Annotated in this window: 19 protein-coding genes; all 19 read left to right on the top strand. The window is 35.7% G+C overall.

Annotated elements, in window-relative coordinates; translation table 11 throughout:
* The first annotated feature begins 178 nt into the window (after positions 1-178).
* Positions 179-649 (top strand): glutathione peroxidase, encoded by a 471-nt coding sequence (locus AC2UOP_RS04825; protein ID WP_484832828.1) that lies wholly within the window; start codon positions 179-181, stop codon positions 647-649.
* Positions 650-1,055: 406 nt separating this feature from the next.
* Positions 1,056-2,369: a DUF3798 domain-containing protein gene (locus AC2UOP_RS04820; RefSeq protein WP_249242754.1), complete on the top strand. Its 1,314-nt coding sequence runs from the start codon at positions 1,056-1,058 to the stop codon at positions 2,367-2,369.
* Positions 2,370-2,439: 70 nt separating this feature from the next.
* Positions 2,440-4,020 carry a sugar ABC transporter ATP-binding protein gene (locus AC2UOP_RS04815; RefSeq protein ID WP_484832827.1) on the top strand — a complete coding sequence of 527 codons (1,581 nt, stop codon included), beginning with the start codon at positions 2,440-2,442 and terminating at the stop codon, positions 4,018-4,020.
* A 3-nt stretch (positions 4,021-4,023) separates the two neighbouring features.
* A complete protein-coding gene (locus AC2UOP_RS04810) occupies positions 4,024-5,079 on the top strand; it encodes an ABC transporter permease subunit (protein ID WP_106018216.1) in 1,056 nt (351 codons plus the stop codon).
* Positions 5,079-6,191 (top strand): ABC transporter permease subunit, encoded by a 1,113-nt coding sequence (locus AC2UOP_RS04805; protein WP_484832826.1) that lies wholly within the window; start codon positions 5,079-5,081, stop codon positions 6,189-6,191. Before AC2UOP_RS04810 ends, AC2UOP_RS04805 begins: the two co-directional genes overlap by 1 nt.
* 380 nt (positions 6,192-6,571) lie before the next feature.
* A complete protein-coding gene (locus AC2UOP_RS04800) occupies positions 6,572-7,828 on the top strand; it encodes an MFS transporter (RefSeq protein ID WP_484832825.1) in 1,257 nt (418 codons plus the stop codon).
* 87 nt (positions 7,829-7,915) lie between these two features.
* Positions 7,916-8,518, top strand: coding sequence for a DUF3793 family protein (locus tag AC2UOP_RS04795; RefSeq protein WP_106018214.1), 603 nt, complete (start codon positions 7,916-7,918; stop codon positions 8,516-8,518).
* Positions 8,519-8,597: 79 nt separating this feature from the next.
* Entirely contained in the window at positions 8,598-9,269 is a 672-nt protein-coding gene (locus AC2UOP_RS04790; protein ID WP_484832824.1) for a response regulator transcription factor, read from the top strand.
* Positions 9,266-10,555 carry a bifunctional folylpolyglutamate synthase/dihydrofolate synthase gene (locus AC2UOP_RS04785; protein WP_484832823.1) on the top strand — a complete coding sequence of 430 codons (1,290 nt, stop codon included), beginning with the start codon at positions 9,266-9,268 and terminating at the stop codon, positions 10,553-10,555. The genes AC2UOP_RS04790 and AC2UOP_RS04785 overlap by 4 nt, the downstream gene beginning before the upstream one ends.
* A gap of 36 nt (positions 10,556-10,591) precedes the next feature.
* Positions 10,592-11,116 carry an NADPH-dependent FMN reductase gene (locus tag AC2UOP_RS04780; RefSeq protein ID WP_484832822.1) on the top strand — a complete coding sequence of 175 codons (525 nt, stop codon included), beginning with the start codon at positions 10,592-10,594 and terminating at the stop codon, positions 11,114-11,116.
* Positions 11,117-11,257: 141 nt separating this feature from the next.
* A complete protein-coding gene (locus AC2UOP_RS04775) occupies positions 11,258-12,265 on the top strand; it encodes an LCP family protein (RefSeq protein ID WP_484832821.1) in 1,008 nt (335 codons plus the stop codon).
* Positions 12,266-12,628: 363 nt separating this feature from the next.
* Positions 12,629-16,765, top strand: coding sequence for an S-layer homology domain-containing protein (locus AC2UOP_RS04770; RefSeq protein ID WP_484832820.1), 4,137 nt, complete (start codon positions 12,629-12,631; stop codon positions 16,763-16,765).
* 192 nt (positions 16,766-16,957) lie between these two features.
* Entirely contained in the window at positions 16,958-19,081 is a 2,124-nt protein-coding gene (gene nrdD / locus AC2UOP_RS04765) for an anaerobic ribonucleoside-triphosphate reductase (RefSeq protein ID WP_484832819.1), read from the top strand.
* A 1-nt stretch (position 19,082) separates the two neighbouring features.
* Entirely contained in the window at positions 19,083-19,592 is a 510-nt protein-coding gene (gene nrdG / locus AC2UOP_RS04760; RefSeq protein ID WP_484832818.1) for an anaerobic ribonucleoside-triphosphate reductase activating protein, read from the top strand.
* 90 nt (positions 19,593-19,682) lie between these two features.
* Positions 19,683-20,858, top strand: coding sequence for a carboxylate--amine ligase (locus tag AC2UOP_RS04755; protein ID WP_484832817.1), 1,176 nt, complete (start codon positions 19,683-19,685; stop codon positions 20,856-20,858).
* Between the two features lie 105 nt (positions 20,859-20,963).
* On the top strand, positions 20,964-21,254 hold the full coding sequence (rpsF, locus tag AC2UOP_RS04750) for a 30S ribosomal protein S6 (RefSeq protein ID WP_019214268.1): 291 nt from the start codon (positions 20,964-20,966) through the stop codon (positions 21,252-21,254).
* 11 nt (positions 21,255-21,265) lie between these two features.
* Positions 21,266-21,721: a single-stranded DNA-binding protein gene (locus AC2UOP_RS04745; protein ID WP_480020061.1), complete on the top strand. Its 456-nt coding sequence runs from the start codon at positions 21,266-21,268 to the stop codon at positions 21,719-21,721.
* A gap of 17 nt (positions 21,722-21,738) precedes the next feature.
* Positions 21,739-21,963: a 30S ribosomal protein S18 gene (rpsR, locus tag AC2UOP_RS04740; protein ID WP_019214270.1), complete on the top strand. Its 225-nt coding sequence runs from the start codon at positions 21,739-21,741 to the stop codon at positions 21,961-21,963.
* A 493-nt stretch (positions 21,964-22,456) separates the two neighbouring features.
* Positions 22,457-22,691: DUF7010 family protein (locus tag AC2UOP_RS04735; RefSeq protein ID WP_484832816.1), on the top strand; the 235-nt coding region annotated here is incomplete at its 3' end.

The raw sequence follows: 22,691 nt of genomic DNA, 5'->3' as shown, positions 1-22,691 counted from the left end.
ATAGCACCAAGGTTCTCGGACGTTTATGGACGAGGCTCTTCAATTACTATACAGTGAATAAATTAATTTAGCTTTTATAAAATGTAAAAAAAGTCTTGTGGCAAGTCCATAAGACTTTTTTCGTACTTATGGGTATATATAATATAGAGGACAATTACTTATATATAAGGAGGTAAAAATGTTTTACGATTATAAAGTTAAGAACATATTAGGCGTAGAGGTTTCTATGTCAGAGTATAAGGGCAAAGTAGTACTCATAGTTAACACAGCTAGTAAGTGCGGTTTTACTAAGCAATACGAAGGTCTTGAAGAACTCTATGAAAAGTATAAGGACCAAGGTTTTGTCATCTTAGGCTTTCCATGCAACCAATTTGGATCGCAGGAGCCAGGCGGCAATGCTGAGATAAAAAATTTCTGCACTTCTACATTTAGTGTAACTTTCCCTATGATGTCAAAGATTGATGTCAATGGTGATGGCGCTGATCCATTATACAAATTTTTGAAAAAAGAAAAGGGCGGCATCTTAGGTGACGATATCAAATGGAATTTCACAAAGTTTTTGATAGATAGAGAAGGAAACGTTGTCGATAGATTTGCTTCACAAAAGACACCAAAGGCACTAGAGAAAGAAGTAGAAAAACTATTGTAGAGAAAGATTATAATCTATGTAGCACTCATATATATATGGGTGCTATATTTTTTATGAAAAGCCTTATAGCATCTTAGCACTTTTCTTGCTTAAGTAGGTAAAAATATTGCAAGCAAGTGACTCATATATTGCATATGATACTCATAAAGTAGTGTTGTATGCACATATTTGCAAATTTTTATATAAAAATTTCAAAAAGACTTGTATTTTATAACATAAAGTGCTATAATATATAAAAGAGCTTCCACTTGATAAAGTGTAACATAGCTATCGTGACTACAAGAAACACCGTTAGGCTATTCAAGCTAAGGGAGTTATATCACGAGATTAGGGCTCTTTGAATTATAACTTAAGATCCTTTGAAATTATCTTAAGCTAAGAGGACATTAAAGTACGAGGAGGTTTTATGATGAAAAGAGTACTTGCGATGTTAATCGCGCTAATTATGATGTTTTCTCTAGTAGCATGTAACAAAAACGATGCACCTGCTACTGACGCTAACAAGACTGAAGGCGAAAAAACTACTGAAGCTACTGATGGCGAAGCTAAAGACGGCGAAGCTAAAGATGGCGAAGCTACTGAAGCTAGTGATTTTCACATCGGTGTTGTAACTGGTACTGTATCACAATCTGAAGACGAACAACGTGGTTGTGAAGCTATGATCAAAAAGTACGGAGACGCTAAGGAAGGTGGACTTATAGTTCACAAGAACTATCCTGATAACTTCTCTGCTGAACAAGAAACAACTATCCAACAAATAGTTTCTCTTGCTGACGACCCTAAACTAAAAGTTATCGTTGTTAACCAAGGTGTTCCTGGAACTGCAGCAGCATTTAAGCAAGTTAAGGAAAGACGTCCTGACATCTACTGCTTCGTATCTAACTCTCAAGAAGACCCTAACCTTATCGAAAGCGCAGCTGACCTAGTTATCGACCCAGATAACGTTACTCGTGGATATTTAATCCCACTAGCAGCTCAAAAGATGGGCGCTAAGAAATTCGTTCACGTTTCTTTCCCAAGACATATGTCAATCGAACTATTGTCTTTAAGAAAAGATATAATGGAAGCAACTTGTGATAAGATCGGTATGGAATTTGCTATGGAAACTGCACCAGACCCAACAAGTGATATCGGTATCCCAGGCGCACAAAACTTTATTTTGGAACAAATGCCAGCTTGGGTACAAAAATATGGTAAAGATACTGCATTCTTTGCAACAAACGATGCTCATACTGAACCAATGCTTTTAAAAATTTCTGAATTAGGCGCATTATTCGTAGAACAAGACTTACCATCTCCAATACTTGGATATCCAGGAGCTCTAGGACTTGACCTTAAAGACGCTGCCGGAGATTTCCCTAAGATTGTAGAAAAAGAAGAAGAAGTATTATCTAAGAAGAACCCTGGTAGAATGGGTACTTGGACTTATTCATACGGTTTCTCTACTACTCAAGCTCTAATCGAACTTGGTAAGAGAATGGTTGAATCTGGAAAAGACATGATGAACACTGACGATGTTGCAGCTGTATTATCTGACATGACTCCAGGTGCTGCTTGGAAGGCTACTGTTTATAAAGACAGAACAAGCATGGAAGAAAGAAAGAATCACTTACTAGTACTACAAGACACTTACGTATTTGGTAAAGGTTTCTTAAAGATGACTGATGAAGAAGTTCCTGATATCTATAAGATGCTAGAAGATTATCAATCTAAGAAATAGACATATTGATTAATGGACGGAGCGGCTTCATTGCTGCTCCGTTTAACATTATTGGAAGGCGAGGTTTTTTATGGGCGAAATATTAGAGTTTAGAAATGTAGGAAAAAGCTTCTCCGGTAACCATGTTTTAAAGGATGTTTCATTCAAACTTAAAGAAGGAGAGATCCTAGGACTTGTAGGAGAAAATGGTGCTGGTAAATCGACCATGATGAACATACTCTTTGGAATGAGTTTCATTAAAGAGACTGGTGGCTATGAAGGAGATGTTCTTATCAATGGTGAAAAGGTTAACTTCAAAAACCCTATAGACGCACTAAATGCCGGTATCGGTATGGTGCATCAAGAGTTTTCATTGATTCCAGAGTTTACTGCAACAGAAAATATATTGTTAAATCGTGAAATTACTAAAAAGAATCCAATCTCTGCTGTATTTGGCAAACAATTGGAAACATTAGAGAGATCTACGATGGAGGAGAAGGCTAAAGAAGCTATCGAAAAGCTTGGAGTAGACATAAACACAAAGACGCTAGCAAAAGATATGCCAGTTGGTCACAAGCAATTTTTGGAGATAGCTAGAGAGCTTTCTAAAGAAAAAGTAAAAATTATTATCATGGACGAGCCGACTGCGGTACTAACTGAGTCGGAAGCAGATATACTTATTGATGCGATGAAGAGACTTGCCAAAAAAGGTATAGCCATCATCTTCATCTCACACAGACTTCGTGAAATAATCGATGTTTGTGATCAAGTCATAGTTCTTCGTGACGGAGAAATTATAAAAGATACTGAAAATAAAGACCTTAATATCATGGAGATAGCAAGCTGGATGGTTGGCCGTGATATGTCAAAGAAGGAACAAACTAAAGAGCTAAGAGAAGTTTGCAATGAGACTATAATGAAGGTTGAACACCTTTATGTAGATATGCCAGGTGAGTCGGTTCGTGATGTTTCCTTCGAGGTTAAAAAAGGCGAAATACTTGGCGTATGCGGCCTAGCTGGTCAAGGTAAACTTGGTATTCCAAACGGAATCATGGGTCTATACCCATCGGGCGGAACTGTTACCTACGAAGGAGAGCCGCTAGATATAAATCATACAAAGGAAGTTTTAAAGAAAAATTTAGCCTTTGTATCAGAGGATCGTCGTGGTGTTGGACTTCTTCTTGATGAAGGAATTGACTGGAACATAGCCTTCGATGCTATGATGGTTAACGATAGATTCACAAAGAAGGTCGGACCATTTAAGTTTAGAGATGACAAGGCGATGAAAGAAGCCGCTCTTAAATACATTGACGAGCTTGAAATAAGGACTCAAGGTCCAAGTGAAAAAGCAAAGAACTTATCAGGTGGTAACCAACAAAAGGTATGTTTGGCAAAGGCATTTGCACTTGAGCCAAAATTCTTATTTGTATCAGAACCAACTCGTGGTATAGATATCGGTGCGAAATCACTTGTACTTGAAGCACTTAGAAAGTATAACAGAGAGCATGAAACATCTATAGTCATCATATCAAGTGAACTTGAAGAGTTAAGAAGCATAGCTGACAGAATACTTGTTATATTCGAAGGAAAAGTTTTTGGAGAGCTATTACCTACAGATCCGGTAGAGTACTTTGGACTAATGATGGCCGGAACAAAACCGGAGGAGGTGTAGAATATGAGAGAAGAAAGTTTTGTTAAAAGAGTCGGACTTCCTAGAATAATTATTTTCTTTTTCATAGTAGGACTTTTCATAGTTGGATCCTTTATAGGCGTTGACTTAAAAAGATCATTCATAGACGTTCTAACACGTTTCGGTATGAACGCAATACTAGTATTATCAATGATACCTATGATACAAGCGGGCTGCGGACTTAACTTTGGTTTGCCAGTTGGACTTATAGGTGGTATGCTAGGAGCAGTTTTATCACTTGAATTAAGATTAACAGGTATAGGCGGCGTAACATTTGCACTTGGTCTAGGAATGCTTTTCGGAGCAATCTTTGGCTGGGTTTATGGCCTAATCTTAAATAGAGTAAAAGGCGACGAAATGATTATCGCAACATACGTTGGTTTCTCATTCATCGCACTAATGAATATATTTTGGGTAGTACTTCCATTTAGAAATCCAGAATCAGTTATGGGTTTCAATGGTGAAGGTTTAAGAACAACTATATCTTTAAAGGCATATTGGGAGAAAGCCTTCTCTCGTATACTTGGTATAGAGCTTGATACAGCAAGTGAATTAGGAGACAAATTACTTATACCAGTAGGTATGTTTATAGTTTTTGCAATATTTGCATATTTAGTTTATCTTTTCTTTAAATCTAAAAAAGGTACTACAATGACAGCTGTTGGCTCAAACGAAAATTACGCAAGAGCAGCAGGTGCACACATCAACAAGACAAGGATGCTAGCAGTAATCCTTTCATGTGCTATAGGCGCAGCGGGTATGGTTATCTATGAACAAAGTTACGGCTTCGTTCAAATGTATAACGCACCACAATTCTTCGCTTTCCCAAGCGTTGCAGCCATACTACTTGGCGGTGCATCCATTAAAAAAGCTAATATAAAGAACGTTTTAATAGGTACACTACTTTTCCAAGGTATATTAACAATGACACCAACAGTTATTAACACAGCAATAAAGGTAGATATATCAGAAGTTTTAAGACTTATAATATCAAACGGACTTATACTATTTGCCTTAACACGTAAGGAGGGTGGAAGATAATGAAAAAGCGTAATAAATTCTTTACAGTAAATGAATACACCGTTCCTGTGATGTTTATCATCATATGCGCGATAGGTATAGTTTTTAGTAGATTCACACCACAATTTTTGGTTTCACAAGTAGTTATAAGATTTGCAAGAAACGCATTTTTGGTACTTTCACTACTAATACCTATAGTTGCCGGTCTAGGCATAAACTTTGGTATGGTACTAGGAGCCATGGCAGGACAAATTGCACTTATATTCGTTGAAAACTGGGGTATTACAGGCCTACCAGCAATTATAATTGCTGCACTTGTATCCATCCCTATTTCAATTATACTTGGTTTATTCGCAGGTGGCGTATTAAACAAAGCAAAATCAAGAGAAATGATCACATCCATGATACTTGGATACTTCATGACAGGTGTTTATCAATTCTTTGTATTATATATTTTTGGTGGAGTAATTCCATTCGCTAACAAGAGCTTAATTTTATCACGTGGCTACGGCGTTAGAAATGCAATCGACCTACAAAGTCAAAAAGGACTTGATAAACTATTTGATAGAATCATTGGTCAAGACATATCAGTTCTAGGTATTCAATTACCAATAGCAACATTCATAGTTATCGTACTAGCTTGTCTTTTCATAGTTTGGTTTAGAAAAACAAAATTAGGCCAAGACATGAGAGCCGTTGGAGCCGATATGAAGATAGCCGAAGACGCAGGTATAAACGTTGACAGGACAAGACTTAAAGCCATCGTCATCTCAACAGTTATGGCGTCATTCGGACAAATTATCTACCTACAAAACATCGGTAACTTAAACACATATAACGGCGCAGACCAAACAGCACTATATGCAGCAGCGGCCTTACTAATAGGCGGCGCGAGCGTATCGAAGGCGACAATCAAAAACGCCCTTGTAGGTACAGTACTTTTCCATTTGATGTTTATAGTAATGCCTACAGCAGGAGCTAATATCACAGGTAACTCAATGATAGGTGAGTACCTAAGAACATTCATCTCATACGCAGTCGTTACAGTTACACTTATACTTCACTCTATAAGAAGAAAGAGCGAAGCAATAGAAGAGATGGAAAAATTGAAAACAGAAGAGGCTAAAAAGTAATTTCTTCTTTAAAACCATATAAAGAACAAGGCGTTCACTTAGGTGAACGCTTTGTTTTTTGCAAAACTATATTTTTCACTGTAAATTTATTTTTTGCTGTAAATTATCTTTTAAATGCAAATATATTTTTGAATAAGAATTGTTTTTTTACTGTGATTTTATTTTTGAATAAGAATTGTTTTTTGATCACGATTTTATTTTATATAAATATCTTTTGCTAAAATTTTTTGCTTGGATTAATATTTTGAAGGATTAAAAACATTTTATCTACCTTAATTGTTGAGCGAAAAATATTATCAACATAAAAACTCTTGACATATTAGTTAGCATATGCTAACATGTAATCAATATTAATGTTTTTAAAGAAAGGAGGCTTATTAATGAAGCTTTCTATGAAAAATTTACTTAAAAACAAAAGTTATTTAAGCTATTTTTTCGCGAGCGCTTTGTCGATGGGCTCGTCAAATATTTTGCAATTTGCTTTGGCTCTATACATCTTGGATATGACTGGCTCGCCCTTGATTTATGCCTCTATACTTTCTATAATCATAATTCCGAGGATAATACTGACACCCATAGCTGGCGTTTTAGGCGACAGGCTAAGACGTATAGATATAATGAAGGTTTTAAACTTTGCCCAGGCTCTTCTTATGCTAATATATGCGATATTTGCAATTTTTTACAAAAACATTTCTCTTATTGCGGTTTACGCTCTTGTAATTCTTCTTGAGATGATTGAGGTTTTTTACAATGCGGCGGAAAATTCGATACTCGCTGAGATTATTGATCAGGATCTTATGGAAGAGGCTGTCGCTTTTTCAAAGGTGGATGATGGCATTGTATATGTGACTACACCTATGCTTGCGGCATTTATCTACAAGCAATTTGCTTTGAGTGGATCTTTTATTTTGGTTTGCGCTTTGATGAGTTTAACATTTATTTTAAATTTCTTTATAAAAACGCCTTTTGCGGTCAAGGTCAATCACGATGAGAAAAATTCTTTTAAAAGCTATTTTATAGATTTTAAAGATGGTCTACTTGAGCTAAGCAAAAATAAATTCGCTAAAGTCTTTGTCGTTGTAGCTCCTTTAATAAATTTTTCTTTTGATGCGGTTTGCTCGGTAATTATAACTTATGTTTTTTTAGAAGTTTTTAAGCTTGATGAATATGTTTATGGTGTTTATAGAACGATAACTTCATTAGTTAGCATAACTCTGCCATTTATAATACTTCCTGTAGTTAAAAAATTTAAGCCTTTAAAATTATTGAAGTATGCTTCTTTATCTATAGCCACATGCATCTTTTTAATGGGAGCCGCTGTTTACTACGGCAGTTTGGATTTGGAAAATAATGCAATTATTAGCGTTATTTTAATAACTATTTTTGACTGCTTAATAATTAGTTCAGTTATGCCTCTTAATATAGCGACACAGGTTTTCTTTCAAAAGAATGTCAAGGATGAGTACAGAAGTAGGATTTTATCAGTACTTAGAATGCTTGTTCTATCATCGATACCTCTTGGCAATATGTTCTACGGATTTTTAGCAAATAGATTTGAGGCTCATATATGTATATTCGTTGGCAGTTTAGCTGTTTTCATAACATATCCACTCATTTTATATCTATCGATAGAATAAAAAAGGCTTGACATATTAGTTAGCTTATGCTAATATATCAATAAGAGGTTAGTTAAGGCTAACCAATAAAATGAAAGGAAGAGATTCATGCGAGACGCAAAATTTGAGCATATCCTTGCCAATCACTGTTCTCCTGTGCTTATGGGGACCAAGCTATCGAATTTAATATCTGTATCTAAGATGGATTTTGCAAGTAATGAAGAATTTCTTTCTAATTACAAAAGCCTTTTAAAGCCTTATGGCATAGCGATTGAAAAGCTTTGCGAGTGCGAGGAGAGGATGCAGCTTTTTGTATATAACGAAGAAAGGCTTGCTAGGCACCTTAAAAAATCAAGGATTGCTAAATTTTTAAGTGAATACGGATATGAGTCAAGCGATTTAGATGTTTGTATCTCGGTTCTTAAATCTAAGCTTAGGCACTTTGAGTTTCCTCATGAAATTGGTATCTTTTTAGGTTTCCCTCTTGACGATGTTATTGGCTTTATTGAAAATCAAGGCCAAAACTACGTTTATTGCCGTTATTGGAAGGTTTATACAAGGCTTGAGAGCACTAAGCGCACCTTTGATTTTTATGACGAGCTAAGGACCTTTGTTAAAACAAAACTCATGGAGGGCTATACCATTGAAAAGCTTATGCGTGAGGTTTATCAAAGCAAAATTGGTTTACACAATTTAATAAATGCGTATTAATACTTAGTGGATAGATATCTATCCACTTTTTTCTTGCTATTATCCCGATTTCATTATATAATTAAGATGAGGTGTTCTTATGATATTAATAGTTGAAGACGATAAAGACATAAACAATTTAATTAAGGAGCTCTTAAGTGAGCGCGGTTTTGAGACGAAGCAAGTATTTGACGGTGCTGAAGCGGTTGACTTCCTAAAGAATAACGAGGTGGATTTAATGCTTCTTGACCTTATGATGCCTAAATTAATGGGTGAGGACGTGATTAATTACGCGAGATCCATGAACATGAAGATGCCAATCATAGTTTTATCGGCTAAGATTGACAAGGCGACTAGGCTTGGCTGCCTTGACCTTGGCTGCGATGACTTCATCACTAAGCCATTTGATACAGACGAGCTTATTAGCCGTGTTAGAGCTCAGCTAAGACGTTCAAACGCTTACAATAGGCTTGGCGAGAAGGCTGTGCACTTCGAGGACTTTTATCTTGATAACGATAACAATGTTATCAGTTTTAAAGAAGTGCCTCTTAATTTAACTCGCATGGAGTATAAGCTATTAAGGCTTTTAATCGAAAATCCGAAAAAAGTTTTCACCAAGGAAAATCTTTACAGATCAGTTTGGGAGGACGATATCTACTCAGACAACACCATCAACGTACACATATCAAACCTCAGAAATAAGCTAAAGGAGATTGACCCGGACCATAAATACATCAAAACTGTTTGGTCCATAGGTTATATATTGAAATGATAAATTATTTTGAAAAATCAAGCGAGATACTTGATGGGCTTTATGGCGCGACTAAGCACAAGCGCGATATGACTAGCAATGAGAACATGAAGAGACTCATAGAAATTTTTGGCGTTGACCTAAGTAAGTTAAATGTGATTCACGTTGCAGGAACTGTTGGCAAGGGTTCATTTTGTATAATACTTGACAATATTTTAAGAGAGGCGAATCTTAAGACAGGACTTTTCGTTGGACCTTCGATTGAAGGGATGAACGACAGAATCCGTATCAATGGCGATTTTATTCCGCCAGAAAAGTTTTATCATTATTTAAAAACCATAGTTGATAAAATTAATGAGCTTGAGATAAATTGCATTTATTTTGAAATAGTTACACTCATCGCACTTATGTACTTTGCCGATGAAGGCGTAGATTTCGCCATCTTCGAGGTGGGCGTTGGTGGCCTTTATGACTCGACTAATTGTTTTTTACAAAAATCAGCTGATGTCATTATGAAGATTGATTATGACCATCAAAATGTACTTGGCAACACTTTAGAAGAGATTGCCTTCAATAAAGCCGGCATCATTATGCCATTTGACACGGTTTACGTCTACCCTCAAGGGGATAATGTTATAGATGTCATTAAGGACGAAGCAAAAAAAGTTGACGCCAAGGTAAAAGTTTTGGATGATAAATCCTTGTGCATAGGAAAAACTGGCACAGAGACTGAATTTTCATATGATGGCGAGGACTATAGCGTAAGCCTAGCTGGCGAATTTCAAGCAAAAAATGCAGCCATGGCAGTATGGGTGGCAAAAGACCTTAATGATAGATTTAGACTCGATATAAGCGATGAGGCCATAAAAAAAGGACTTAGCGAAGTTAAGTGGCCATGCCGCATAGAGACTGTTAAGAAAGACCCATACATCATCATAGATGGTGCACACAACGAGGCGAGCGCTGCTGAGCTTAAAAAATATTTGCTTGGACTAAATAAAAAAGTCATCATGATTACATCGTTTTTGAAAGATAAAGATTATAGAAAAGTTTTCGAGACTTTTGAGGGACTAAACGCTGAATTTATCGTGACTAGCCTTGTTTTCAAGGGCAGAGATTTTGAGTTCGAAAAACTTGAGGAGGCCATCGGCGACAAGGATGGCATCTACTTTATTAAAGATAACAAAGAGGCATACAAGAAGGCACTTGAGCTATATACAGAGGATGCGCTCATAGTTGTTGCAGGTTCACTCTATCTTGCAAGCGTATTCAGAGACTTGATTTTGGGGCTTAAGCATTATAATTAATAGATTTGGGTATATAGTTTAGGAAGGAGTGATGAAATGAAATTAGTATTTTTAATAGGCTCACAAAGAGAGGGCTCACTGAATAAACTATTAGCAAAGGAAATAGAAAAAGAATTTGATGATTACGATATCGTAGAATATTATCCAAACGATTTTAAAATGTTTAACGGGGACCTTGAAAAACCTGAAGAAGACTGGATTAAGAAGATTAGAGAAAATATCAGAGAAGCAGAAGGCGTTATCATTGCTTCACCTGAGTACAATTACTCAGTTCCAGGCACAGTTAAGAACATGATTGACTGGTTATCGAGACCAAACGAAGAGGGAAAATACTTTATAGGAGGCAAAAATTTTGCCTTAGTTGGAGTCACAATGGGACTAGATGGAACAAGACTTGCACAAAAAGAACTCATAGCAATACTTCACCAACTAAGAGCAAATATCGACGCAAGTAATTTCATAGCTGTACCATTTGCAGATGCAGAAGGAAAATTTATTCAAGAAAATAAAGAAAGAATCAAAAATTTCGCAGATAAATTTAAAAAATTTATAGCAAAATAAATTTATATCATCATGAGCCGTTTATGCGGCTCTATTTTTATGGAAAAATTAAAGAATTAACAAAATTTTAACAAATTTGCAAAGCCTATTGAAAAATCTCTTCCCATGTATTATAATATGAGAAGTAAAAGGAGTTTGATTATGAAAAAGAAATTTGTAATATCTTTCATAGTTGCCTTCTTGGCATTTGGTTTTGTATTTTACAAGGCGCAAACCAAGATAGATAACGGAGAATTAAAAGATAATAATATAGAAGAAAACGAAGTAGAGGACGAAGCGTCTGAAGAGAACAAAGAAACAGAAGAGGAGCTAAACCCAATATTCCCAGACGATCAGAAAGTACTTAAAGAAGAGCACGGTAACGAGCTTTGCTTCTTACTTATGGGTATAGACAAAAGAGATGCCGGTCAAAAAGAGATGAGAGGACAAAGATCAGACACAATGATGCTTTGCAAAGTAAACTTCGATGACGGCTCAATCAAGATGCTAAGCCTTCCTCGTGATAGTATAGTAAAGATTAGAGGTAAAGATGATAAATTAACACACGCTCACTCATACGGCGGACCAGCGCTAACACTTAAAGCAGTTAGAGACTGGTTAAAGCTTGATGTTCGCTACTACGTAAGAGTTGACTACAAAGCAGTTGAAGAGCTAGTAGGTATCGTTGGTGGAGTTGAATTTGACGTGCCAGTTGACATGAAATACCACGACACAACAAAGGGTAACGAATTACACATCAACTTTAAAAAAGGCAAGCAAACTATCACTAAGGATAACGTTATAGGTCTTTTAAGATTTAGAAAAGGCTACAATGATTACAAATACGGCGTTCAAGACTATGGTAGACAAAAGACACAACAAGATTTTATGAAGGCACTTGCAAAAAAAGTTCTAAGACCAGAAAATATATTAAAGATAGGATCAATTTGGAACACAATCAATAAAAACGTTAAAACAAATATCCCAGGAGGAACCATAGCCACATCCATCTTGCAAGTTGGTATAGGTAGAGTCCACGCAGATAAGATGGAAACAGCTTCACTAGTAGGAACTGAAGGCCATATTGGAAAGCTTAGTGCACAAAAGATTACACAAAAAGAGATAGATGAGAAGGTGTATCCGTGGTTTGGAGATTACCGCTTCAAGTAAATTCTTGTCTAAATCGCGCCTGGCGCTCGTAACGCTCGCTTACGTCCTGCGGATTACTTCTATGTACACCTCGGACGTGCGCTCACTAAACTTCGCCCCATGCATCGATTTATTTCAAGAATTTGTGAAAAAAGATATTTTGGAGCGAATCAATTTATTTCAAGAATTTTAAATAAATATATTTTATAAGAAGGCAATTGCCTTCTTTTTTTGTGCTATTGTTACAAACCCATTACAAAAGCGCTTAAAACTTGATTATTATTGGAAAGGGGTGTTATACTTAAGTTGATAGGGTATATATTTATATATAGCAGAAGAATAATAGAGAAAAAATGAAGGAGACAATAATTAAGGGGGATTAATATGAAAAAGAAATGGATGGGTTATTTACTAGCCTTTATGATGGTGTTTTCTCTGTGCATAAACACAGCGCAAGCAGTGAACTTCTCAGAGATAAAATTTTCAGATGCAAAGGGATTTTATTTTGAAAACACAAAAATAAATTCTGACGAGCTAGATCCAGAGCCGCCAGCAGCTGAGGACATAAAGCCAGTTGAGGCAATCGAGTCAGAAGCGAGTACGCTTGAAGAAGAAAATCATCTTGAAAATTCAGATGATACACTTGAAATAAGCGAAGAGAGAGTACCCGAGGTAGTAGGCGAACCAGCTGCCTTTGATTTAAATAAGATTAATACAGTAGCTAAGGGCGCAGATGGAAAATTTTATGGCGTTAAAGACTATGGAAACACTTGGGATAATGTGTTGACTAAGTATTTCTACGAAATAAGCGAAGAAGATTATAATACCTTATCTCAAAATTTTTTAATGACTTTCAAAAGAAAAGACGGACAGCCTTTTAAACTTAATGATGCCAAGATGGGCGATGGAGATATTAATGATGCAACACCAAATTATTCCGGAAAACCTGATGCATTACTTACAGAAATGCATCTTAGAGATTATATGGTCTATGATACTAATATTGTTGGAAATTATTCGCCTGTGAGAGTGGCCGGTCAAGAAGAGTTAACGTGGTCAATAGAGTTAAACAAAGACTGGGATATTAAAGCGACACAAGGCTATACAGATAACGCTAGAACTAGACCTATATATATGTACTACAATGTAGAGCTAAATGGTAATGGACATAAAATTTATAGGTCCGACAATCAGAAAGATACAATTTTAGAGCTTGGTTCTGAATATTATGGATCTAGTGCAAAACTTGTAACAGCAACACTTAAGAACCTTACTATTGATGGTGGTGAAAAAGTTAGCTGCATAAAGCTTCATGACAAGGGAGAATTAAATTTAGAAAATGTTCAAATTGTAAAAGGTTTTACAGAGCAAGACAATTTCAGCGCAGGAATTAGCCTAGGTAGAGAGACAAAACTTAATATGTATGATAATTCGTCAATTACAGATTGTATTGCTATAAGAGGTGGAGCGATAAATGCCTCAAGTTCAAAAACTGTCATAAACATCGATGGTTCAAATATTTCAAATAACCGTGCAGACCTAGGCGGAGCAATATGCTCTTTAAAAGATGATAGTTTTATAAATATAAAAAATGCCACTTTTGATAATAATCAAGCAATTTTAATGTCGCAAAATGGCTATGGATATGGTGGAGCAATTTATACTCAATCTAATACAAGCATAGAAAATACTACATTTACACGTAATTTTGCCCAAGCCTACGGTGCAGCTATCTATCATAGAAATGATTCTAAGTTTGAAATAAAAAAATCAACTTTTAAAAACAATGGTATATTAGTTATTCCACAAGGCATACTCTTTACCAATATGGGCGGAGCTATCTATTCTGCTAATGAAGTGAGTATATCTGACAAATGTACTTTTGAAAGCAACATGGCTAATTACGGAGGTGCACTTGTTAATGGTGCTAATGCAGATATTTCTAAATCCACTTTTAGAGGAAACGGAATATTTATGACCCAAGAAGGAAATTACTTTGGCACTAGTGGTGGAGCTATCTATGCATTTGGTTCAGTAAATATATCTGATAACTGTATTTTTGAATTAAATATAGCTAGTAAAAAAGGTGGAGCTATTTGCGCTAGAGATAAAGCAGAAATAAATAAAGCTACTTTTGTAAATAATCAGTCTGTAAATGGCGGAGCTGTTTATGCTGAAAAAGCTGCATACATTAATAGTTCTAAGTTTACAGAAAACAAGGCGCAATTTGGCGGAGCAGTTTTTGACGACGGAAACTCAAGTTTTAATGATACAACATTTGAAAAAAATACTGCGATGTATTATGGAGCCGGTATATATACTAGAGAAGGAATAAATGTTACAGAAAGTAAATTCATTGAAAATACTAATTGGAGAGGTATCGAATTTCAAGGTGCAGGCATATATATTGATAAAAATGCGCCTAACATTACAAAGGTAACAAATACTTTATTTGAGAAAAATTCAGCACCATCGGGAGGGGCAGGAATTTTTATTGGGAAAAATTCTAAGTTAGAAGTAGAAGGTTCAAGATTTATCAAAAATAATGCAGCTAGAGGGGCTGGTATATGTACTTTAATAAATGTAGAGGGGCTAGACCTAAATAAATCAGGTATAAAGGTTACTTCAAGCATATTTACAGATAATACATCTTATTCAGGTGCAGGCATTTATACTTCGCTACCAAGTGAAATTATTGGCTCTACATTTACGAATAACAAAGCAGCACTTAGCGAGGGTGATGATGAAAAGAATCCGCATTATTCAGGAACAGGTGGAGCTGTTGAAGTTATAAACAACACAACAATTATCAAAGGCACTACTTTTGAGGGTAATTATGCTTATGGCTCAGGAGGAGCATTAAGTATCAATGGTGTTAATAGACATAATGATGCAAACAGAGACATACAGTCTTTGAAGGACAATATAAGTGTAGAAATTTCTGAAGGCACAAAATTTATAGGAAATATTTGTGGCTTAGGACAAGGAGGAGCTATATATACAATACCATATCTATATGAAATAGAGGGATATGGAAGCGATGTTGATAAAGGTGTTCTTAAGGAAAAAGGGTATAGAAACTTAAGCATAAGTAATGATACTTTATTTAAAGATAATTTAGCATTAAGTGGCTTTGCTGATTCACCAGATAATTATGAAGAATATAAATTTTTAGGCTTCGTTGAAAATACTTTTACGGAGAGATTTGGCAAACAAAATATGTCTAAGTCACTACTAAATAATTATGATGTTAATTTTAAAAATACAAAAATAAGAGCCTATTTTGATCCAAATGGCGGAGAATTTGCAAATGAAGCTAATCCAAAGGATATAAAGGTGACTGAAAAAGATAGAGTTAAAGAGAACGGCGAAGATAAAGGTGCAGAATTTATTATATTACAAGCGCCTAAGAGAGATGGCTACAAATTCTTGGGCTGGAAAGGCACAAGATACATTCCTGGTGGCAATATAGATGAAATTTTAAAGTTTGTTATAGAAAAAGTTAAAAAAGAAATTCTTTCGTTTGAAAGAATGTATAAGCCTGGAGAAAAGGTTACATTAAAGTCAAACTTTTTATTCGTTGCAATTTGGGAAGAAGATAAAACAGCACCAACACCACAAGAGCCAAATAAATATATCCTAACACTAGACGAAAACTATCGCGGTGGAGAAATTACAGATCATGAAGTAGAAGAAGGAGAGCTAATCGCTCCATATCTATATATTCCACGCAGAAGAGGATACATCTTTAGAGGCTGGAGCTACGATAGAAAACATCTTGACGAAGTAAAACCAGAAGAAAGAATTTATTCGGACACAATTTTATATGCAATTTGGAAAAAAGCAGAAATAGAAAAACATGAAGAACCAGAAGAAATTAGAGGCGAAGAACACAAAGCCTATATCTTTGGTTATCCGAACGGAACAGTTAGACCAAACGGCAACATCACAAGAGCAGAAGCAGCAGCGATGCTAGCAAGACTACTAAACATCGAAGCCATCGGCTCATCAGCAAAACCAAACTTCAAAGACACAGAAAGCTCTTGGTACAACAAAGCCATCAACTCAGTTGTAGCAAGAGGCATAATGAAAGGCTACCCAGACGGACGATTCAGACCAAATGCGCCTATCACCAGAGCAGAATTTACTCAAATGATATCTACAATAGATAACAAGCCATATGGCGAAGCGCCATTTATAGACGTAAAAGGACATTGGGCAGAAAGAGCAATAGGTAGTGAATATCAAGCAAAGAGAATCACAGGCTATCCAGATGGATTATTCAGACCAGACGCTGACATCACAAGAGCCGAAGCAGCAGTTATACTAAATAAAATATTCGAAAGAAACTACGATGCAATGTCACTTGCAAAATGCAAAAACGCCTTGATGCTAAAGAGATTTATCGACCTTGACGAAACATTCTGGGGATATAATGATATGGTTGAGGCAACTAATACTCACGAATATGTGAGACGCTACAAAGGCATGATAGAAGAGGACTGGTTACTAATAAAATAATTTTATTAAAGAAGGCTTATGCCTTCTTTTTTTATGAAAACTATATTCAACGTTTTCATCGCTTCATTACAAGAAAAAATATGAAGAAATCTTAATAATTTAATCCGAATTTACTATTGCCAATCGCCACTATATGTAGTATAATAATATTTGCGAAGAGGAGAAGCAATCAAAATATTGTGGAGGTAAAAGATGTATATATTCAAGAGAAGCGGCGAAAAAGTGCCATTTGACGAATCTAAGATTGTTGTAGCTATTAAAAAAGCGATGAATTCTTCAACTGGGGTATATGAAGAAGGTCTTGCTGAAAAGATAGCTGACGAAATTAAAAGGGAAGCTGTTGTAGCTGAGAGACCTCTTTCGATTTATGATATCGAAGACAAGGTTTACTACAAGCTTATCGAGAACAAAAATCCGGCTACTGCTAGAAGTTATGAAAATTACAAGGCTGTTCAAGCTTTTAAAAGAAAGATTAATACTACTGACGAGAGCATTATCGGTCTTCTTGATAGAAAAAACAGTGATTTAATGAAAGAAAATTCTAATAAAAATGCTCACATCGCATCTACTCAAAGGGATTTGATTGCTGGCGAAGTATCTAAGGATATTGCTAGAAGACTTATGATTGATGATGACCTTCTTCAAGCGCACGATGAAGGCTCCATCCATTTGCACGATATGGACTACATCATTCAACCAATGTTTAACTGCTGCCTTGTTAATATGAAGGACATGCTTGACAACGGCACTGTTGTTAACGGTAAACTTATCGAAAGCCCAAGATCTTTCCAAGTTGCTTGTAATGTCATGACGCAAATAATTGCTCAAATCGCATCAAACCAATATGGTGGACAATCCATTGACATAAAATGTCTTGCAAAGTACTTAAGACGCAGCTACGAAAAGAATTTAAAGCTTGCTAAGGAAATGTTTGATGACAGCTCAAAGCAAGACGAGCTAGCAAGAAAACTTACTCAAAGGGATCTTGAAAGTGGTATACAAACTATACAATATCAAATAAATACTCTTATGACATCGAATGGTCAAGCGCCTTTCGTTACTCTTTTCATGCACATGGAAGATGAAGGTTTTGAGTACGAAAAAGAGCTTGCTATGATTATCGAAGAGATTTTAAAGCAAAGAATTCAAGGCATCAAGAACGAATGTGGTGTTTATGTAACACCAGCTTTTCCAAAGCTTGTTTATGTGCTTGATGAAAATAATATTCACAAGGATTCAAAATACTATTATTTAACTCAAACTGCTATAAAATGTACTGCTAAGAGGATGTATCCTGACTATATCTCTGCTAAAAAGATGAGAGAAAATTACGAAGGCAATGTTTTTGCGCCTATGGGCTGCAGAGCCTTTCTATCGCCATGGAAGGATAAGGACGGCAATTACAAATTTGACGGTAGATTCAACATGGGTGTTGTTTCTCTAAATTTACCGCAAATAGCTATAGTTAGCGGCGGCGACGAAGATAAATTTTTTGAAATTCTTGACAAGAGGCTTGACCTTTGTAGAAAGGCTTGTCTACTTAGATACGATATATTAAAGAACGTTACAAGCGATTCATCTCCAATTCACTGGAGACACGGCGCTATCGCAAGACTTGAAGAGCATGAGCCAATCAGACCACTTCTTGAGAATGGTTATGCGACTGTAACTTTAGGATACATCGGTCTATATGAAGCGACTTATCTAGTTCGCCATACTACTCATACTGACGAGCACGCGACTGATTTTGCTCTAAAAGTTATGAGAACTATGAATGAAAAATTAAATTCTTGGAAGATGGAAGATGGTCTTGGTTATGCGCTTTATGGTACTCCTGCTGAAAGTCTTTGCTATAGATTTGCTAAGAAGGACCTTGAAAGATTCGGAGAAATTAAAAATGTAACTGACAAAGGCTATTATACAAACTCCTTCCATGTTGATGTTAGAGAAAAAATATCTGTATTTGATAAGTTTAAATTTGAGGCTCAGTTCCAAACACTTTCAAAGGGCGGCTGCATAAGCTACGCTGAAATACCTAACATGGGTCATAACTTAGAAGCGCTTGAAACTATAGTTAACTATATCTATGACAATATTCAATATGCAGAATTTAATACAAAATCAGACTATTGCCACGTTTGCGGTTATGACGGCGAAATCATAATCAATGATCATAACGAATGGGAATGCCCACAATGTCACAACAAGGATCAAGCTAAGATGAATGTTACAAGAAGGACATGCGGCTACCTTGGCGAAAACTTCTGGAATGAAGGCAAAACTAAGGAGATAAAGCAAAGGGTACTTCACATATAAAATGAATTACGCGCAAATTAGGAAGTACGACATAGCGAACGGCCCTGGCGTTAGAACGACTATATTCTTAACGGGTTGCACTTTAAACTGCAAAAACTGTTTCAATAAAGAGTATCAAAACTTTCATTTCGGAAAAGTTTTTGATGATAATGCCTTTGATGAGGTCATGGACTGCTTAAGCGATGCAAACATCCACGGTTTATCGGTTTTAGGTGGCGAGCCCTTTGATAACCTAGCTGGTCTTAAGGATTTCATTCAAAAAGTGAGAGCAAAGAGCGAAAAAGACATTTGGGTTTACTCCGGCTACACTTTTGAAGAACTTTTAGAAAAGGAAGGGGCTATAGATGTCTTGAAGAATATAGATGTTTTGGTGGACGGACGCTTCGTAGAAGACTTAAAAGATTTGAAGCTAAAGTTCAGAGGCTCCTCTAATCAAAGGATTATCGATGTGAAGAGGACACTAGAGAAAGATGAAATTTTACTCATGGATAAATATATGAAAGAAGATTGATTATTCAGTCTTCTTTTTTTATGCCAAATCGTTGACAAAGCGTGGTCTATGGTGTAGACTAAATATATAATTAGATTTGGAGGTAAATTTATGAAATATAACGCTATAATTCTTGGAACTGATCACAATTCATACTCAGTTGCAAGAAGTTTTTTTGAAGCATATAATGAAAAGCCAATAGTTGTCGGAGCGGCTCTGCTTGTGCCTTTCGTTGCAAGCACAATCGCCGATATACACATAGTTAAGGATTTTTCAAGCGATGATGATGTTTTTGTAAATACATTAAATAAAATTGCAAAAGAAAGAGAAGAAGAGGACTTTATTTTCTTCGCACCAACTGAGCACTATGTTGACTTACTTGTAAGGAACGAGAATAAATTCGATTTCAAGGCGCATATACCATATCCAGATCCAAAAGAGGCTGAAAAACTCATACTAAAATCTGAATTTTATAAAATTCTTGAAAATATTGGAGTTGCTTATCCAAAAACTTTTATAGCGAATAAAAATAATTATCAAATCGTTAATATCAATGGCGAAGCATTTTTAAAAGCTGATGAGTATAATGATTTTTTAGAGTCAAATGCTACCAATATACAAAAAGGTTATCACGCGATGAAGAAAGACGAGACGCTAGCTATACTTGAAGAGATTTACAAGAGTAATTATACTGGCTCCATCATAGTTCAAGATTATATTCATGGCGGCCAAGGAACTGAGTACTCACTTAATGGCTACAGAGCGCACGATGGCAAGGTATCAATGGTCTTAGCAAGAAATCTACTCTCTGATATGAGGCCTATGTGGGTCGGTAATCATTTGGTTCAAGTTGATCATTTCGATGAAGAGATGTTTAATACAGCAGAAAAAATAGTTTCTAGTCTTGATTATAAAGGACTATTTAATTTTGATTTCAAAAAAGATTCAAAAACTGGCAAAATTTATACACTTGAGATGAATATTAGACAAGGCAGAACTTTTTATTACGCTACACTTGGCGGAGTGAATTTAATGAAGATTGCCATTGACGATATGATACTAGGTAAATCGGTGAGCGAAAGGACAAAAAGAGCCTTCATGCTCACAGCCATTGACAAAGATATTTGCAGGGAGCATCTTGACAGTGAACTTTTAAGTGAATTTGATAAAAAAGAAAGGCTTGAGAACACTGCCATTCATATAGTAAATGAGAGGGATGCGGCGCCTGAAAGGGTAGAGAGGGTTAGAAATGCGCTTAAACGTCAAGCGGATGATTTATATAAATAATCTTTATAAAAAATTCTTGACAAATGGGGAAAATTATTATATACTAACAAGGTAACCTTGCTCTTTATTTATTAAAGAGCCATAAGTCCAAAAGGAGGTGGAAAGATGAAAAAATATGAAGCAATGTATGTTTTTTATCCTGAAACAAGTGAGGAAGCTAGAAATAAATTCCTTGATAGGATAAAATCAGTTATCGAAGCACAAGAAGGTAAAGTAACTAACACTGATGATTGGGGTCTAAGAAAATTAGCATACCAAATCAAATTCAAAACTGAAGGCTACTACTTCTTAATGAACTTTGAAGCAGAAGAAGCTGTAATTCTAGAACTTACAAGAATTGCAAGAATCACTGACGTTTTGCTACGTCACATGATAGTAACAGACGAAGATAAATAAGAGGTGAAGAGATGAACGTATGTAGTTTAATCGGAAGATTAACAAGAGATCCTGAGCTAAGATACACACCTAACACAAATCAAGCAGTTATCACATTTACTATAGCTGTTGATAAGGGTTTATCAAGAGAAAAAAGAGAAGAAATGGAAGCAAAGAACATGCCAACAGCAGACTTTATTTCCATCGTAGCTTGGGGTAGAACTGCAGAGAATATCAGTAATTATGTTTCAAAGGGCAACATGGTTGGAGTAACAGGTAGGATTCAATCTAGAACATACGAAGCTAAAGACGGTACAAAAAGATATGTAACAGAAGTCATAGCTTCATCAGTAGAATTTCTAGAAAGAAGAAACATTACCTCACAATCTCCTAACCAATCACACGAAGATTACTTCAGTACCGACGAAGATTTTTCAAACGTTGACGAAGGCTTTGCTCCTGGAAGCAATAGGGATATTCCATTTTAATTAAAGGAGGGAATATAATGCAAAGAAGATTCAGACCTAGAAAAAAAGTATGTGCTTTCTGCCAAGAAAAGAATGAACACATAGATTATAAAGATGTAGCAAAACTAAGAAAATACATCACAGAAAAGGGTAAAATCTTACCAAGAAGAATAACAGGCACTTGCGCTAAACACCAAAGAGAAATCACAACAGCTATTAAAAGAGCAAGACAAGTGGCGCTTTTACCATATACACAAGACTAATGCACTTTTGCATTAAAATCGCGGTATAGCAAAATAAATAAATTTTTGAAATATATAAGATTTTAATTAAGCTCCATGCAAATGGAGCTTTTTTGATGGGAAACGCAAATCCATCGTAGTGCGAAGCACCAAGGTTCCCGGGTGCCCGCCAGATGCGAAGCATCGTGGAAGGGTGGGGTTCTTCTTTAATCTAAAAAATCAGGCGAAATTTTTGTGCTTACGAAATCACGGTATAGCAAAATAAAGAAATTTTTGGTATTTATTGAATAAATATTATTAAAGGCTTTCACTTTAGTGAGAGCTTTTTTAACGCTTTATTACAAATTTATTAAGAATCAAGAAATTCCTTTTATTTATAATTGCATGGGCATACAATATATATATATTAGTAAAAAGTGATAACAAGATTGTAATATTTACTGCAAGAGTCTAGACAGGCGAGGGACTATGTGATATAATATAACTAGATAAATTAGAAGTTGTGGAGACGAAAATGATGGATAAATTAAGAAAAGAAATTGCAATTCAGCAGAAAAAAGGATTACCATTTATCATGGCATCGGTGATTATATGGCTTCTGATAGTAATTGTGTCAATTTTAGATATCAATATGAATATGAAAAATTTATTGGTGTTTTGCTGTTCATGCCCATTATTACCGCTGTCTTGGCTCATTGGTAAACTTATAAAGGTGGATATCTTTTCAAAACAAAATCCACTTGGACAAT

It is taken from the genome of Fenollaria sp. (assembly GCF_057222035.1).
Note: the sequence above shows the minus strand (reverse complement) of the source record. Positions and strands in the feature narration are given on the sequence as shown.

Coding starts and splice junctions, on each gene's coding strand:
- AC2UOP_RS04825 (WP_484832828.1), top strand. CDS start 179: ATGTTTTACGATTATAAAGTTAAGAACATATTAGGCGTAGAGGTTTCT.
- AC2UOP_RS04820 (WP_249242754.1), top strand. CDS start 1,056: ATGATGAAAAGAGTACTTGCGATGTTAATCGCGCTAATTATGATGTTT.
- AC2UOP_RS04815 (WP_484832827.1), top strand. CDS start 2,440: ATGGGCGAAATATTAGAGTTTAGAAATGTAGGAAAAAGCTTCTCCGGT.
- AC2UOP_RS04810 (WP_106018216.1), top strand. CDS start 4,024: ATGAGAGAAGAAAGTTTTGTTAAAAGAGTCGGACTTCCTAGAATAATT.
- AC2UOP_RS04805 (WP_484832826.1), top strand. CDS start 5,079: ATGAAAAAGCGTAATAAATTCTTTACAGTAAATGAATACACCGTTCCT.
- AC2UOP_RS04800 (WP_484832825.1), top strand. CDS start 6,572: ATGAAGCTTTCTATGAAAAATTTACTTAAAAACAAAAGTTATTTAAGC.
- AC2UOP_RS04795 (WP_106018214.1), top strand. CDS start 7,916: ATGCGAGACGCAAAATTTGAGCATATCCTTGCCAATCACTGTTCTCCT.
- AC2UOP_RS04790 (WP_484832824.1), top strand. CDS start 8,598: ATGATATTAATAGTTGAAGACGATAAAGACATAAACAATTTAATTAAG.
- AC2UOP_RS04785 (WP_484832823.1), top strand. CDS start 9,266: ATGATAAATTATTTTGAAAAATCAAGCGAGATACTTGATGGGCTTTAT.
- AC2UOP_RS04780 (WP_484832822.1), top strand. CDS start 10,592: ATGAAATTAGTATTTTTAATAGGCTCACAAAGAGAGGGCTCACTGAAT.
- AC2UOP_RS04775 (WP_484832821.1), top strand. CDS start 11,258: ATGAAAAAGAAATTTGTAATATCTTTCATAGTTGCCTTCTTGGCATTT.
- AC2UOP_RS04770 (WP_484832820.1), top strand. CDS start 12,629: ATGAAAAAGAAATGGATGGGTTATTTACTAGCCTTTATGATGGTGTTT.
- nrdD (WP_484832819.1), top strand. CDS start 16,958: ATGTATATATTCAAGAGAAGCGGCGAAAAAGTGCCATTTGACGAATCT.
- nrdG (WP_484832818.1), top strand. CDS start 19,083: ATGAATTACGCGCAAATTAGGAAGTACGACATAGCGAACGGCCCTGGC.
- AC2UOP_RS04755 (WP_484832817.1), top strand. CDS start 19,683: ATGAAATATAACGCTATAATTCTTGGAACTGATCACAATTCATACTCA.
- rpsF (WP_019214268.1), top strand. CDS start 20,964: ATGAAAAAATATGAAGCAATGTATGTTTTTTATCCTGAAACAAGTGAG.
- AC2UOP_RS04745 (WP_480020061.1), top strand. CDS start 21,266: ATGAACGTATGTAGTTTAATCGGAAGATTAACAAGAGATCCTGAGCTA.
- rpsR (WP_019214270.1), top strand. CDS start 21,739: ATGCAAAGAAGATTCAGACCTAGAAAAAAAGTATGTGCTTTCTGCCAA.